At 35.0% G+C, this 15,287-nt stretch carries 13 protein-coding genes; 9 read left to right on the top strand and 4 right to left on the bottom strand.

Translation table 11 applies throughout. From position 1 onward, the window contains the following. The 4 genes from EVJ48_09440 to EVJ48_09425 all read left to right on the top strand — a co-directional run. Positions 1 to 695, top strand: a 695-nt coding sequence (locus EVJ48_09440; protein ID RZV37173.1) for a hypothetical protein, incomplete at its 5' end; no start/stop codon positions are given. 312 nt (positions 696 to 1,007) lie between these two features. Then, positions 1,008 to 2,474, top strand: coding sequence for a hypothetical protein (locus EVJ48_09435; protein RZV37172.1), 1,467 nt, complete (start codon positions 1,008 to 1,010; stop codon positions 2,472 to 2,474). A gap of 92 nt (positions 2,475 to 2,566) precedes the next feature. Continuing rightward, the gene (locus tag EVJ48_09430; GenBank protein RZV37171.1) at positions 2,567 to 2,905 is read left to right on the top strand and encodes a P-II family nitrogen regulator; all 339 of its coding nucleotides are present in this window, start codon (positions 2,567 to 2,569) and stop codon (positions 2,903 to 2,905) included. Positions 2,906 to 3,094: 189 nt separating this feature from the next. Then, positions 3,095 to 4,372, top strand: coding sequence for an ammonium transporter (locus EVJ48_09425; GenBank protein RZV37174.1), 1,278 nt, complete (start codon positions 3,095 to 3,097; stop codon positions 4,370 to 4,372). A gap of 67 nt (positions 4,373 to 4,439) precedes the next feature. Here the strand turns inward: EVJ48_09425 and EVJ48_09420 are convergent, their stop codons facing one another. Next, positions 4,440 to 5,252 (bottom strand): type II/IV secretion system protein, encoded by an 813-nt coding sequence (locus tag EVJ48_09420; protein RZV37170.1) that lies wholly within the window; start codon positions 5,250 to 5,252, stop codon positions 4,440 to 4,442. Between the two features lie 17 nt (positions 5,253 to 5,269). Here EVJ48_09420 and EVJ48_09415 point away from each other — a divergent pair, with 17 nt between their 5' ends. From EVJ48_09415 to EVJ48_09395, 5 genes are all read left to right on the top strand, one after another. Beyond that, positions 5,270 to 6,409, top strand: a complete 1,140-nt coding sequence (locus EVJ48_09415; protein ID RZV37169.1) for a VWA domain-containing protein — start codon at positions 5,270 to 5,272, stop codon at positions 6,407 to 6,409. A 79-nt stretch (positions 6,410 to 6,488) separates the two neighbouring features. Next, on the top strand, positions 6,489 to 7,043 hold the full coding sequence (locus tag EVJ48_09410; GenBank protein RZV37168.1) for an FHA domain-containing protein: 555 nt from the start codon (positions 6,489 to 6,491) through the stop codon (positions 7,041 to 7,043). Positions 7,044 to 7,112: 69 nt separating this feature from the next. After that, on the top strand, positions 7,113 to 8,732 hold the full coding sequence (locus EVJ48_09405) for a serine/threonine-protein phosphatase (protein ID RZV37167.1): 1,620 nt from the start codon (positions 7,113 to 7,115) through the stop codon (positions 8,730 to 8,732). A 101-nt stretch (positions 8,733 to 8,833) separates the two neighbouring features. Beyond that, on the top strand, positions 8,834 to 10,660 hold the full coding sequence (locus tag EVJ48_09400) for a hypothetical protein (GenBank protein ID RZV37166.1): 1,827 nt from the start codon (positions 8,834 to 8,836) through the stop codon (positions 10,658 to 10,660). A gap of 42 nt (positions 10,661 to 10,702) precedes the next feature. Then, complete coding sequence (locus EVJ48_09395; GenBank protein ID RZV37165.1) at positions 10,703 to 11,233, top strand: hypothetical protein; 531 nt, start codon at positions 10,703 to 10,705, stop codon at positions 11,231 to 11,233. Positions 11,234 to 11,244: 11 nt separating this feature from the next. Here the strand turns inward: EVJ48_09395 and EVJ48_09390 are convergent, their stop codons facing one another. The 3 genes from EVJ48_09390 to EVJ48_09380 form a co-directional block, all read right to left on the bottom strand. Continuing rightward, entirely contained in the window at positions 11,245 to 12,561 is a 1,317-nt protein-coding gene (locus EVJ48_09390; GenBank protein RZV37164.1) for a DUF1015 domain-containing protein, read from the bottom strand. Between the two features lie 62 nt (positions 12,562 to 12,623). After that, positions 12,624 to 13,520 carry a c-type cytochrome biogenesis protein CcsB gene (gene ccsB / locus EVJ48_09385; GenBank protein RZV37163.1) on the bottom strand — a complete coding sequence of 299 codons (897 nt, stop codon included), beginning with the start codon at positions 13,518 to 13,520 and terminating at the stop codon, positions 12,624 to 12,626. A 34-nt stretch (positions 13,521 to 13,554) separates the two neighbouring features. Continuing rightward, on the bottom strand, positions 13,555 to 14,910 hold the full coding sequence (locus EVJ48_09380; GenBank protein RZV37162.1) for a hypothetical protein: 1,356 nt from the start codon (positions 14,908 to 14,910) through the stop codon (positions 13,555 to 13,557). Between the last annotated feature and the right edge of the window lie 377 nt (positions 14,911 to 15,287).

Genomic DNA, 15,287 nt, shown 5'->3' with positions numbered 1-15,287 from the left:
TTAATCCTCCTGCGTTATCGTTAGGTTTTTTTCAAAAAGATAAGAATATAGACGATAAAATTATCGAAAAAGCTAAAAGCAAGGGTTTCGACGTTGTTTCGAGACCTACCGGAGGCAGGGCGGTTCTACATAAATCGGAAATAACCTATTCGGTAACGGCATCTTATAAAAACGGAATTTTTGCAGGCAAGCTTATTGAAACTTATAAAAAAATTAGCGAGTTCCTGTATCTTTTTTTTATCAAACTTGGGTTAAAACCGGATAACGGGGGTTGTCATAGTATAAATATAAATAGGGATAAAAATAAAGAAAATAATAAAAACGACAGGAATAATTTTAATTGTTTTCTTAAAGCTCATTCCTACGAAATAACGTTCGGCGGAAAAAAAATTTGCGGCAATTCTCAGAGAAGAAACGATTTTGCGTTTTTACAGCACGGTTCTATTTATGTTGATTACAAGCCTGAGGATCACATCGAAATATTCGACGGCGACGGCCGCGGCGATCATAGCGAATATTTTAATAATATTACAGGTATTCTGCAGGAAATTAATAGAAGCAAAGAATTAAATAAACCTTATAAACAAATTGACCAAGAATTGACCTTCGACTATCTTTCCGAAATTTTAGCCGTATCGTTTTCTGAAGCATATAATTTAAAGCCCGTAATTTTACAAGAAAATATTTTAGAATAAAAAATATATTTTTGCCTAAATTTTAACCAATAATTTATATATATTAAAAATTGCCTAATTTTTAAACATATAAATCCTGCTTTAATTTAATATTCAAACTTATAATATCTTCGTTTTTTATTCCTTAATATAGACATTTCGCCGTTTTAATCATTGCAAACAAAATAAATTATTTATTTTTAATATTTGGCATAAATTTTGCTACTAATTAAAAAGAAAGGTAAGTCGTTATAAAATTTATTTGGCTAAAGCATTTGAATTTATCAAGCATATTTAAAAAAAAGAAAAATTAAAAATTTAAGAGGAGAAACCATGAAATTTAAATTTAGAGGATTAATTTTAGGCGCTGTTTTTTTTACAGTAGCGCTATTTTTATTAATGTTTACCGTACAAAAAAAAGTTTATGCGGCAAATGCAGTTTCTAATGCAGATAGCGGAAGCGGAAGTTTGAATGTTGGAACAAAGGCAAAAATAAAAAAAATAGAAAAAAAATTAGACAAGGCTTTAATGGAAATTCAGTCTATTAAAAAAGAAAACAAAACGGAAAATTCCGGAAACTATTTTTCAAATATTCAACTTCTGGGAACGTTGATAGCTTCTTATACCTATAACCTTGCGAAACCGGAAGCGGTAAATACTCCGTCTTCCTTTGAAGGAAACGGCAATTATGGAGATAACTGGCAGCCCGACGGGTTTGCGGTAAATAACGCAGACATAACCTTGAGACGTTCTCCGGGAACTTCTTCAGACCCTTACGGCGTAGGTTTCCATATTTCTTTGGATTTCGGACAGAATATTCAGTTTTATAAATCATATTACGGCAATACGTCTTATTTTACGACGCCTTTTGAAGACAGAACTCCATACGATGTAAGAAAGGCATATATAAACATAAACCTTCCGGTAGGGAGCGGACTCGATATTCATATCGGAAAGGAAAACGAGCTTTTGGGATTCGAGGCGTTTAACCCTATAAGGAACTGGAACGACACTTATTCGCTGCTTGATGCCGCGGAGCCTGCAACTTTAACGGGCGTGTTTTTAACGTATAACTTTATACCGGCTCTTACTTCGACGCTCGGAATAGCAAATACATACAACTCCGCCGTTCCGATAGACAATCTGCCGGTTATAGAGCTTAACGAAAGTTATGCGGCAACGAGCATGCTGACGTTTAACGGAGGATTCATTTACGGAGAGAACAGCTATTTGGTAGGAGGTAGTAACGGCGGAGGTACAAGCGGACAACTTTACGAAGACAACCTCAATAAAAGCTTTTACGGCTATATAGACGGTGTATTAAGTCCTAATCCAGACTGGTCTTTCGTTTTAGACTACGAACTAGGCTTAGGAGGGGGAATAAACGATTCCGTGCTTAACGATAACGGAATTACGGCAAGCAGTTTTAACGGCTATCCAACTTTAGTCCCAACATCAAGCAGTACTTACGATAAATCCCGTTTTTACGGCATAGCGGGTTATATCCACCATCAGCATAATTACGGTTTCGGACAAATTGCGGAAACTTTGAGAGAGACCGCCGCATACGACCAGAACGGGATGTGGGAGATGACCAGTACCCCGGGAGTCAGCGATACATATATCGATTCTACCCTGACTTTTGCATATCAGCCGTCTTTTAAAAACTTTAAAAACGTGCAGTTCAGGCTCGAATTCGAACATCAAGGTTCTAACCATAACGTATATTTAGATTCAAAAGGTTTGCCGACGCATTCTCAACAAAACACCGTAAACTTAATGATTCTATACAGTTTTTAAAGGTGTCAGATTTATTTATTTACTCACTCCGGACTGGCTTTGCGAGATTGAACCGCCTAAAAAAATAATATGAAAAGGAGGTGAAATTAAAAATGAAAAAAATAGAGGCTATAATTAAGCCTTTTAAAATAGACGACGTCAAAGAAGCTTTGAACGAAATAGGAATTCACGGAATAACCGTTACGGAAGTTAAAGGTTTCGGAAGACAGAAAGGGCATACGGAACTTTACAGAGGAGCGGAATATCGGGTAGATTTCGTGCCAAAAGCTAAAATGGAAATAATCGCTTCCGACGACCAAATTTCAAGCATCGTAGAAACGATAGAAAAAAGTGCTAAAACCGGCAATATCGGCGACGGAAAGATATTTATATCGCCTGTAGAAGAAGTTGTGCGCATTAGAACCGGAGAAAAAGGAGAATCCGCAATCTAATTAATATCGCTTTAAAATGCAATATGCAAAATTATTAAATTTTTAGCATATCTATGGAGAGAATGCGCAGTATCTTAAAAATAAAATATTAAGGAGGAATGGGAAATTATGGATCTCATTAAGAAATTAAAAAATTTTAAAATACCTTTAATATACGGATGGTCTTTATTAGGAGGACTACTTTTGGTTATGTTTTCCTGGGTAAGCCCCGTATTTGCAGCTGGCTCTAAGGTTCCGGCTTTTAACAGCGGAGATATAGCTTGGGTGCTTGCTTCATCCGCATTGGTTTTAATAATGACGCCTGGGCTCGGTTTCTATTACGGCGGTATGGTTAGAAGAAAAAATGTTTTAAATACAATTTCGCTCAGTTTTATTGCTATTTGTACGGTAAGTATTATATGGATCTTATGGGGATACTCTTTGGCATTCGGCCCCGATTCTTTTGGCGGAGTAATAGGAAGCCTGAAATATATAGGTTTATTTGCCATGAAAGAAACGCAGCATTCAAGATACGACGGCAAGATTCCTTCCTATATTTACGTAATGTTTCAGCTTATGTTCGCAATTATAACGGTAGCTCTTGTCAGCGGTTCTTTGGTTGAAAGAATTAAATTTTCTTCATGGGTAGTATTTACGATAGTATGGCTTACGGTTGTTTATGCTCCTGTAGCTCAAGCCGTATGGGGTATAGGCGGATTGTTTCAAAAAATGGGAGTATTAGATTTCGCAGGCGGAACGGTCGTCCATATTAATTCCGGCGTCGCCGGTCTTGCCGGAGCGATAGTACTGGGAAAAAGAAAAGGTTATATGAAAGAAAATATAGTTCAGCCGAACCAGTTAGGTTATACAATTCTGGGAGGAGCTCTTTTATGGTTCGGATGGTTCGGATTTAACGCAGGAAGCGCCTTAGAAGCAAGTCCTTTAGCAACATCGGCGTTTTTAGTAACTAATACCGCAACTGCAGCCGCCGCTATAGGCTGGATGATAGCAGAATGGATAAGAAGCGGAAAACCGACTACTCTAGGCATGGTTTCCGGCGCAGTAGCAGGGCTTGTAGCTATAACTCCGGCATCCGGTTTTGTTAATCCAATAGATTCTATCATTATAGGTTTCGTAGCAGGGGTAATTTGTTATTCTATGGTAGTTTTCGTAAAGCCTAAATTAGGTTACGACGATGCCCTCGACGCTTTTAACGTTCATGCGATAGGCGGAGCATGGGGAGCGCTTGCAACGGGTTTGTTCGCCGACCCGCTGATTAATTCGGCAGGAAGAGGTTTATTTTACGGCAACCCCGGTCAAATGTGGATTCAGCTGCTGACCGTGGTTTGCGTTGCGGCGTATTCGTTTACGATGAGTTATATAATTTTTAAAGTAATAGACAAAGTTATGGGTCTTCGCGTAGATAAAGAAACAGAAGCAATGGGATTAGATATTACGCAACATGACGAGTCAGGCTATAATTTCTGATATAAAAAAGGGACGGATTTTAAATCCGTCCCTTTTTTTTGTATTCAATGTTTTTAGTTTTTCCTTTCTATGCTTTCCTTTTACTGCTTTTAATATACGGCAATATTTCTTCCAAAGAAGTAACGCCGCTTAAAAATTTTTCTTTTGCAGAATCCGAAAGAGTTTTCATGCCGTTTTTTATTGCCGACTTTTCTATTTCGGATTCCGATGCATTACCGTTTATCAGCCCTCTTATTTCATCGTTTATTTCAAGCATTTCGTATATCGGTATTCTGCCTTTATATCCGGTATTATTGCATGTAGGACATCCTTTTGCTTTAGCTTTATAAAGTTTAAAATAATTATTTTTATTTTGACGGTAATTATCGTTATCACTGTATGCGGCGGATATTCCGAGTTTTTTTACGTCGGATTCGTCAAGTTCTTCTTTGCATTCTAAACAGAGTTTTCTTATAAGCCTTTGCGCTATAATAAGATTTAAACTTGATGAAATTAAAAAAGGTTCAATATTCATATTTATTAATCTTGTTACGGTAGCCGAAGCATTGTTCGTATGAATAGTCGAAAGAACCAGATGGCCTGTCAGCGCAGCCTGAATAGCTATAGAAGACGTTTCGTAATCCCTTATTTCCCCTACCATAATTATATCAGGATCCTGTCTTAAAAATGATCTGAGAACCTCGGCAAAATTCAAAGTTGCGCCGGTCTTAGAATTTTTAAGCGTTTCGTCTATCTGTATCTGATTTATTCCTGAAAAATCATATTCTATAGGGTCTTCCGCCGTCGATATATTTATAGATTCGTTTTTATTCAATTCGCTTAATATAGAATAAAGCGTCGTAGTTTTTCCGGAACCGGTAGGCCCGGTAACTAGTATCATACCGAAAGGCTTATTTATTGCCGATTTTAATAGATGGGTTGAAAAACTTTGTTAATTCGTCAAAATTGAAAAATACCGACAGGGTAAGCCTTATTAAATTTGACGATAAAGCCGACGTTTTACTGCCTTTCGTTAATATAGAGAGTAAAAATAAGGATTTAATATTGAATGCAATAGACGGACTTATAAATTACAGCGGCGGCACTTCTATGGGCGCAGGAATGAAAGAAGCTTTAGATTTAATTTCTAAAGAAACCGGAAATAGAAAGATTATAATGCTTACCGACGGGCAGACCTCCGACGAGGATTTGGTAAAAGAAATGTCGCTGGAACTGGCAAAATTAAATATACCGTTAATAGCCGTTGGAATCGGCGAAGACTGGAATGAAAATCTTATTTCTTTTATTACCGATAAAACGCAAGGCAAACCTTACTATGCTTCGGCTAACGGCGGAGACGATGCATCGGGAATAGTTATAAAACCCTCTGAGATACCTGATATTATGATAAAAGAATTAGAACATGCCGTTAATGAAACTTTAACGGCGCTATCTCTTACGTTAAATACCGTAAAAGACGTAACAGTCGACAGGATAACTAAGGTTTATCCCGAAGTTTCCGAGGTCGATATAAATATAAAACCTCATTTTCTCGGCAGCATAAATCCCGAAGGAAACAGCGTTTTTATAATAGAATCTACTTTGCCTGAACGCAAACCCATCAAATCGCGTCTTATGCAGTTAAGTTTAACTTACGATATGCCGGACGGCAATTACCGCGGAGAAAACCCTCCGGAAGACGTTATTGTCGAGTTTACCATGGACGAATCCAAGGCGTCGGTTGTTAATAACGAAGTAATGCAGTGGGTTCAGCAAAGAAACGTAGGCAGTTTATTGGAAAAAGCATTAAAAGAAGCGGGCGAGGATCCTTCTAACGCCTCTAAAACTTTAGATATGGCAAAACGTATGACCGTTAAGCTCGGCAATAGCGCTATGACTAAAATAATAGAGAAGGCGCAGGATGAAATAAAAGAAAATAAAACTATAAGCATAGGTACGTCGAAAACTTTAAGGATAGGTTCAAAAACAAAAACAATAAAAATTAGTCAGGAAAACGAACTTTCCGACGAGCAGATTAGAAAACTTTCCGGAATTTAATTAATTAACCGCAGAGCTTTAATTCTTATAAAAATCTAAAGAATAATATAAAATAATAGAATGATAACAGGAGGATAAAATGAAAATATGCCCTGTATGTAGAAAAAAGTTTACGGACGATAAGAAATTTTGCAATATAGACGGTTCCGAATTAATAGATTTTGAAATGACTGAAGAAAATATAAACTTAAATAAATCTTCGCTTAATAATATTAAAACCTTAAATGAAAACCAATCCGGTGCCGACGGTAATTTATCGGAAATTAAAGAAAAACCAGAACGGCTTGCCGAGTTTAAACCTGCGCGTTTAACATTTAAAATAGACGGTAATTTAACGGATAAATTTTTTGATTTAAAATCTAATTATCTGATTGCAGGCAGATTCGATTCGTCGACGGGGCCTATAGATATCGATTTGTCGGGATTTTCCGGAGACGAGCATATATCGAGGAAACATGCTAAATTTATTTTTGAAAACGGTAAATGGTTCGTTTCCGACGCAGGTTCCACAAACGGCGTTTTTGTAAAATCTGCTTCGGCTAAGAAATTTTCGTCCAGAATTACAGAACCGGTCGAATTAAATAACGGAGACGAAGTATCATTAGGCAATATGCTTTTTATGTTCAACTTCTAAATATATTAAATTATTTATTATCTATTTGTATTATACATCTTATATAACTAATAAACCGGCAGTGATTTAATGCATAGGCAAAACCTTGAAGAAAAAATATATTCGGCGGCTTCCGAAACGCAGTTTTTAAAAGAAGGCGATATAATTAACGCCGCCGGCGTTAATTTAAAAATCGATGGTCCTTTTATACAAGGATGGCATTCGGCTAAAAATAATGCGGGAGAATCGGTTCTGTATTACAGGGGTAATTGCGGCTTATGGAAAGACATTCTTGGATGTTCCGCCCTGCCCGATATTTTGCTTTGTACTGACAATGAAATAATAATTTCGGCGGACAAGGAATATAAGAAATACGAATTTAAAATTCCTTCTTCAAAAAAAGAAATCGGCCTAATAGTAAAATATATTTCCGATTTGGCGGAAATTATTAAGTTTTTTAACGAACAAAGAATATCTCTGCTGTATATCAATCCTGATTCTTTATATGTTTACGGCGACAAAATTAAATTGAATATACTGCCCGATTTATCGGAAATTGGAAAAAAGATGTTTTCACCGAGAGATTCCGTCGCTCCTGAAGTTTTAATGCATGATATCGCAACTGGAAAAGAGGGGGTTTACATACTGGGGCTTATTGCTTATAAGTTTTTAACCGGAGATAATATAAATACCTACGATATCGATGTTCCCGATTATATTAACAATATAAAAATACCCGGTTTCCCTCAATTTTTATCCAAAACGCTTTCAAGGCGGGAAGAGAGATTTAATATCGATGAAGCAATCGGTTATTTAAAAAATATTAACGAAGAAAGAAAAGCGGCGGTAAGATTCGATATAGGAATATCTTCGTCCGTAGGCTTAAATCCGGATAGGCTTGTAGATGAAGATGCCTGCGGTTACGTTATCGAAAACAATATAAATTTTAGCGAAAAAAACGTCATGTTAAAAGCATGCCTTGCGGACGGTATGGGCGGAATGGCGGCCGGAGAATATGCAAGCACGGCTGCCGTTAAAGGTTTTTTGAAAAGTTCCGAGAACGCCGAAAATTTTTCTAAAGACCTTAACGATATCGTAATAGATTCGGCATGGCAGGCAAATAAAAGCGTATTCGACGAGCTTCAAGGAAAAGACGGCGGCTGTACTTTTATAGGCATTATTTTTAAAAACGAGACGTTTGCTTTGGCTCATGTCGGCGATTCAAGGGCTTATCTATGGGTTAATGCTGAATCCGAATGTAAATTAAAAAGGCTTACTAAAGATCATTCATATGTTTCGCTTATGGTATCAAGCGGCAATATGACCGAAGAAGAAGCAAGAATAAGCCCTGACAGAAATAAAATTTTAAAATCCTTGGGAGTAGTAAGAAACAGGCAGAGCGAATATTTTGACGATTTACAAAAAATTATAGGAAAAAAAACGGAAGATTTAAATATTGGCGATATTGTTTTAATAGTATGCGACGGAATATGGTCGGAGTTGGAAGAGAAGGATATAATGAAAATTTTAAGCGGTTCGGCTTGCGGCATCGGCATTGAATACTCGGAGGCAAAAAACGACGATGGTGATGTTTGCGGCACTATAAATAAATTCGGCGCTCAATATATAGCAGATGCGCTTGTTTCTTACGCAATAGAAAAAGGCGCTCCGGATAATGCGACCGCCCTTGTTATTAAGCGTATTGCATAGTTTCGGCTTAATTTTGCCGTTTCTTTTATATCATTTATATATTATTAATTTAATTGATTAACGGTATTAAAATTAAGATAAAAAAACAAAATTAATTTAATATGAAGGATTGTCCTTATTGCTCCTCCGTTATACCCGATAACGCAGAAAAATGTCCGGTTTGCGGAGGAGATATATCTGCCGCTTTGGGAGAAAGCTATTCCTGCACGCCGCTCGATAGCGGGAGTATTGTTTTTTTAAAATATAAAATAGAAAAGGTCTTAGGGCAGGGCGGTTTTGGAATAACTTATCTTGCTTATGACGAAAAATTAGAAAGAAAAGTTGCGATAAAAGAATATTTTCCCGACGGAATAGCCGTCAGAACAGGAAGCAAAGTTACAATTCCGCCTACCCGCGACAACGAAGAAAATATAGAAAATTTTAAAAATGAAGCAAAATCTATAGCAAAATTAAAAAATCCTTGGATAGTGGACGTTTACGATGTAATCGAAGAAAACGGCACCGTTTATATCGTAATGGAATATATAGAAGGAACTTCTCTGTTATCTCTTTTAGGGAAAGTAAAAGAAAATGAAGCCGTTAAATATATAAAGCAGATAGCTAAAGCAGTAGGAATAATACATGCCGCCGGCATGCTGCATCAGGATATAAAACCGGAAAATATTATAGTAAAAACCGGCGAAGATATTAAAATTATAGATTTTGGTTCTTCGAGGGTGTTTACGGCGGATAAAACTAAGACTTACGAAAAAATTTTAACTCCGGGCTATGCTCCTTTAGAGCAATACGGAGGTAAGGGTAAAAGAGGCGAATATACCGATGTTTATGCAATATGTGCTACGCTTTACGCTCTTTTAAAAGGATTTCCTCCTCCTGAAGCTACCGAATTAGCAGGAGGAATAGGCATAGATTTTACGGGAATAAGCGTAGGATTAAAAGATATTTTAAATAAAGGACTGACGGTAAAAATACCGGAAAGGATAAAAAATACGGAGGAATTGCTTAAACTTTTAGACGGATTAGAAAAATCCGAAGTTTTAGTCGGACAAGAACTAAATATACCTGAAATTCAAAATACGCCGGATGCCGATAGCCAATTTAAGCATAGAGAGGATAAGCAGGCAATTGTATTTGAACAGTCAAAAAATATTCCCCCTGAAAATATCAGGACTGATTACGAAGAGTCGTCAAATTTTTCTGAAGTTAAAAATAATCGATATTTAAATAATAAAACAGATGCAAATAAAAATGCTGAATCAGCAAATGTAAATTTTAACGCAAATTCTAACGTAAATTATAACAATTACGGTTCTAAAAATAAAATCAATTTATATATTTTAGCAGCGGCAATTATATTTTTTGCGTCAATTTTAGCTGCAGCAGGCTATTTTTTTTATTTTAGGTACCTTTCTTATGGCAAAAAACATAAAAGCGTTAATTCAGGCAAGTCAATAGCTTTAAAAAAACTGTTAAAATCAAAAAAACATTCTAAAAACAATCATAAAAATAGTAAAAACAAAAATAAAATTACAGGTAAGAAGCATGTCAATAAGACGTCTAATAATACATATATTTTGCCTACGCCGAATCAAAATACTGCTGTTCATCATTATCGTTATTATCGCAAGACTGTACCAAAAACAGCGCCTCGATTTCGGCCGATACCGCAGCCTCAGCCGCAATCTCAAGCTTCGGTATTTAGCGGTCCAGGTTATGAAGATTTCGATATGTCTGGATGTTTTTACTGCCACGTTATATTAGGTAAAGGAAAACAGGGCGGTTACAGCCTTTCCCACATCGGTTCGCAATTAAGTTATGCGCAGATAGAAAATCAGATTACGCATCCGAGTTCTTCAATGCCGCCTAATCCAAATATGCCGGCAGAAGAAGTCGCTCAGATTGCGGGCTGGTTGGAAAGTTTAAAATAAAACAATTAAACAAATTATAAATCTAAAATAAGGAGCTAGAAAATGAAAATTATTATTAAAAAAAATTTAATTTTTGCATTTATTGCGGCGGGTATGCTGTTTGCGTTAAATTTTATTAACTGCAATAAAGTTTACGCGGCGGTAGGCGGCACTTTAAAAAATATGCAGTCAAAATACAAAATGCGGAAGATTTCTTTGAAAAAACTTTATATTATACAGCCGGACCTGTCTCAGTATAATTATAAAAATTCCGGTATAACGGCATATGAATATAAGATAAACAAAGTTAAATACGAAGCGGTTTTTAATGCCGGCGGAGTATGCTGGCTGGAGTTTGCTATTTCTAATAATTCTGCGGTAATACCTTTAAGCACTTTAATAGAAAAAAATCTTTACGGTTATCCGATACTGTTTAAAACTCTAAAATACGTACCTAACGTTTACGAAAAATTGCAGTACGGAAGAAATGTAGGGAAAGTAATTTATATAATGCAGTATATTTACGAAAATAATTCCATATTGCAGGAGGCTGTTATGCCCTCAATGTCTCCGGACGGCAGCTACGGAAATTAAAAAGTCTTAATTTAACTTTGCTTAATCAGCGGGTTAATAAGCAATCCGCTGATTAGTTTAGGATAAAAGTATGTTGATTTTTGAGGCATTCTAAGGTTTACGGAAGCTATTTTTATTACGTCCTCTATCTTGGTAGGATTCATAAAGAATACGGCTTCTAGTTCCCCTTTTTTAACTTTTTCTAAAGCCTTTTTGGCATCTTTTTCATATACGAGATATTTTTGGTTATCGATTTCTTCCTGCGTTATTTCTAAAGCTTTTTTTAAAATATATTCCTGAAGAATGGATACGTCGAGATTGTCTAAAGGGTTTATTGCTTTTGAGTCCGCTGTTTCGTTTTTAAACGAGAGTATAAAATTTCTTCCTGATTTATGGGCAAAACCGAAAGAAACGTTTTTTTCGCCGGTTTTTTTATTTTCATTTATAAGGTCGTCTACATTAGTTTCTTTCAATATGAAGAATTTATTTAAAATTTTTATAAAATTTTCAATATTTATATTTTTTCCTTTTATTCCTCTATGCGTAGGTAAAATAACTAATCCTTTTTGTACGGAAGGCGCAAAAAACATAAGGCAATAATCGGCGTTAATACCTTTTTTATCTAATCCGTTTTTTTTAACGTAATCTCTGTAATTAATACATGTTTCAAATCTGTGGTGTCCGTCAGCTATATAAACCGATTTATCGCTCATTACATTTTGGATATCGTATATGATTTTTTCATCTTCTATTGCGTAAAGCATGTTTCTAATTCCGCTGTCGTCAATGAAATCGAAGATTTTTTTAACTTCTTTTTCCGATAGCACCGTTTTTAAAATATTCAAAACTTTTTGATTATCGTCTTCAAATATCGAAAAAACAGGACTGAAATTCGCATTTGCATTTTCCATCAGCCTAAAGCGGTCTTCTTTGGGCTTGGATAGTGTAGCTTCATGTCCGTATATAGAGTTATTTTCTTTAGATTCCGGAAGTTTAAAAAGAGACATAAAGCCGGTTCTTTCATATTCTATTCCATCTACGTCGAAAATTTGCGAATAAACGTAAATCGTACTTTTTTCGGCTCTTTTTAAAATGCCCTTGTCTATCCATTCTCCAAATAAATGCGCAGCTCTTGTATATTTATTTTCCTTATTGTCGTCGTTTAGTAATTCTTTTCCGTATTCCAGTCTTATAATATTGTATTCCGACCTTCGATACAGTTCGTCCTGAAGTTCTTTGCTAATTACGTCATATGGCGGAGCAGTAAGATTTTTAATTTCTCCGGACACATTAACGTCGTAAATATAAGGTCTTAAAGGTTCTATTATTGTTTTAATTTTATTTTTCACTGTTTTATTAACAAAGTTTTATTTATAAAACTAAGGGATTTTTATAAAAATATCAATAATTTTTATAAAATAGGACTCGATCCAGGCGTTGCATATGAATGCAATCCCGGGATTATCAAATCCACTCCTAAATAGCAAAATATAACGACCGCAAACCCAATAACGGCTATCCAAGCCATTTTTTTGCCGCCCCATCCTTTAGTAAATCTTGCATGAATAAATAAAACGTACGTCATCCACGTTATTAGAGACCATGTCTCTTTAGGATCCCAGCTCCAGTAACCGCCCCAGGCGCTGTCCGCCCATGCAGCTCCTATTACTATTCCTGCAGTTAAAAAAACCAGTCCTACCGATATTACTTTATAAATTGATTCTTCTATTACTGTAGACTCCGGCAAAAGCGATAAAAATCTATTTTCACGCTTTTTATCGACGTTTTCTCTAGAGTTTTTTATTAAATAAAGTATTCCTAATCCGAATGAAGCTGCAAATGCTCCGTAAGCAACGAATAAAGTCATAATATGGTATAGAAGCCAGTAGCTTTGCAATGCAGGAATAGTAGGTTCTATTGCGCTTGTCGCAAGCGGATAAAAAGTTGCAAAAGCAAGCGCCGCTGATGCAATAAACGTAATTATAAAGCCAAGGGCGTCAAAATCGTAAAAAATTCTTAATAATATATAGCCTGCTTCAATGATATAGGCAAAAAATACCAAAGAGTCGTATAAATCGACCAAAGGCGGCGTATCAATCCCTATTTTATATGCATATATCCATCTTATAACGAATGCCGCCGTCTGAACTATAAAGCCAGTAATTAAAATGCCAAAGGCAATTTTCGATATAGTTTTGTTTCCCGTAAATAAAAAAATAAAATAACAAACAAAAGAAGCGAAAATAAAAAGAAGCGAAACAGTAAAATATAAGGATCCGTCAAGGACGGATATATTTGGAGAAATCATAGTTATAACCTCTGGCTACTCTTAATATGTTTAATTAATTTAAGTATTTTTTTAGTTCGTTAATTTTTTGAGCGAATTTCTTGTAAAAAGAATTAAATTTCTTTTTCGGTATAGAAATTATTTCAATCTTTGTTTTTTTACCGTCATTAATACCGGATATCGATACCCACGTCTCTTCATGATTAAAGAAAAATGAAAAAAATAAAGAAATAACAAGAATTATGCATCCTATCCAAACTATAGAAACGTATGTATTTTTAGATATTTCGACGCCGCTATAATAATAAGTTTTTAATTGCGGAGTCATTATAAAACCTATATTTTTATATCTTGCTATAATAAGGGGGAAATTGTGATTCTTAACCCGTATAATCCTAAAATTTAAAATTTTTTTATTATTTAATTTAATAACAAAAGGAAAATACGGCATTTTATCTTTTCTAACAACCCTGACCAACATAAATTTAATGTTATTTATTTTAGAATTATAATATTTTCCAATCGATGCATATATTATTTTTTTAAAAGATTTAATATGTCGTAAATTAACTACTAAAATACCGTATTTATCGGGTTTATAATGCCCATAGCTTGCCTGATATATAGTAATTCCTTTATAAGTTAAGGGATGGTTTACCTCAATATTTTTTGTCAAAATTCTTATATGTTTTTCGATTATGCTAATTTTGCTTATGTAAGCCTTAGGAATCCCGTCGGGATAATAAGTCGTGCGGTATTTGTCAAGTCTTATCGTGAAAGGAAGCTTAATCGGCTTGTTATTTTTTAAAAGGTACGTAACGTTTGTTTTTTCTCCAACTTTAATGTTGGTATATGACCTGAATCCGTATTTAAAGTTTAACAATACTCCTATAATAATTATTATTACGCTTATATGGGCAATATAAGGCGAAAATCTGAAAATAGAATTTTTAGAATAGTATAGTTCCGTCCCGTTTTTGCTTTCGTTTATCTTTTGATCAAGCAATGTCCCGAATTTTTTACCTATAACTTCTTTTACTTCTTCAGGTTTCTTTTTTGTTTCGATTGTCTCATATACCGCTTTATTATTTTTCTTTTCCGATACTTCTTTAAAAGAAGGGTAAGGACCGAATACCGCTTTTATCGTACGCGGAAATAAATTTACCGATGCGGCTATAAGATTGACCATTAAAAGAAGCGCGAGAGCTATAAAATACCACGAATCGTAAATATTTAAAAAACCGAGCCAGTATAATACGTGATAAGTCGTCGGAGAGAAAATTGTTTTATACTGTTTTATTGAATCGCCTTGATTTATAAACGTACCTATTATGGCAACAACGGCGATTGTTATAAAAAGAAAAACTGCGAGTTTAACCGAAGAAATAAATTTATTTAATTTTGACAACATTTTTATATTTTATGCTTTTATTGAAAATTTGTAAAGAAAAAAGGATAGTGTAAAATATCTTGTGTAAATTTCCAATGGCAAAATAGGCGCACCTCCTATAAAATAGTTATTGACCAAAATAACTTTAAATTAAAGGAGGCAACGCCAATGATATCTTTGTCGGCGGCTTATAAAAGCAATGCTTTTATGCCGACAAAGATGTAAAACCAGTGTATCAGAAATCGTAACTTTATTCAAAGAGATTCAAAAGGAATGTTAATAACTTTTAAAATGTCTATATATAAATAACTTTTAATTTGTCTATTCCTTAACTAAAAATAATAATAAAATAGCGGATAACACCACTAACGCAAATTAAGGAGGTTATCCGCTTATGA

Origin of the sequence: Candidatus Acidulodesulfobacterium acidiphilum (assembly GCA_008534395.1) — a bacterium.
GTDB classification, from domain to species: domain Bacteria; phylum SZUA-79; class SZUA-79; order Acidulodesulfobacterales; family Acidulodesulfobacteraceae; genus Acidulodesulfobacterium_A; species Acidulodesulfobacterium_A acidiphilum.
The sequence above is the reverse complement of the archived record's forward strand: the minus strand, read 5'-3'. Positions and strand labels throughout refer to the sequence as shown.

Coding starts and splice junctions, on each gene's coding strand:
- EVJ48_09435 (RZV37172.1), top strand. CDS start 1,008: ATGAAATTTAAATTTAGAGGATTAATTTTAGGCGCTGTTTTTTTTACA.
- EVJ48_09430 (RZV37171.1), top strand. CDS start 2,567: ATGAAAAAAATAGAGGCTATAATTAAGCCTTTTAAAATAGACGACGTC.
- EVJ48_09425 (RZV37174.1), top strand. CDS start 3,095: ATGTTTTCCTGGGTAAGCCCCGTATTTGCAGCTGGCTCTAAGGTTCCG.
- EVJ48_09420 (RZV37170.1), bottom strand. CDS start 5,252: ATGATACTAGTTACCGGGCCTACCGGTTCCGGAAAAACTACGACGCTT.
- EVJ48_09410 (RZV37168.1), top strand. CDS start 6,489: ATGAAAATATGCCCTGTATGTAGAAAAAAGTTTACGGACGATAAGAAA.
- EVJ48_09405 (RZV37167.1), top strand. CDS start 7,113: ATGCATAGGCAAAACCTTGAAGAAAAAATATATTCGGCGGCTTCCGAA.
- EVJ48_09400 (RZV37166.1), top strand. CDS start 8,834: ATGAAGGATTGTCCTTATTGCTCCTCCGTTATACCCGATAACGCAGAA.
- EVJ48_09395 (RZV37165.1), top strand. CDS start 10,703: ATGAAAATTATTATTAAAAAAAATTTAATTTTTGCATTTATTGCGGCG.
- ccsB (RZV37163.1), bottom strand. CDS start 13,520: ATGATTTCTCCAAATATATCCGTCCTTGACGGATCCTTATATTTTACT.
- EVJ48_09380 (RZV37162.1), bottom strand. CDS start 14,910: ATGTTGTCAAAATTAAATAAATTTATTTCTTCGGTTAAACTCGCAGTT.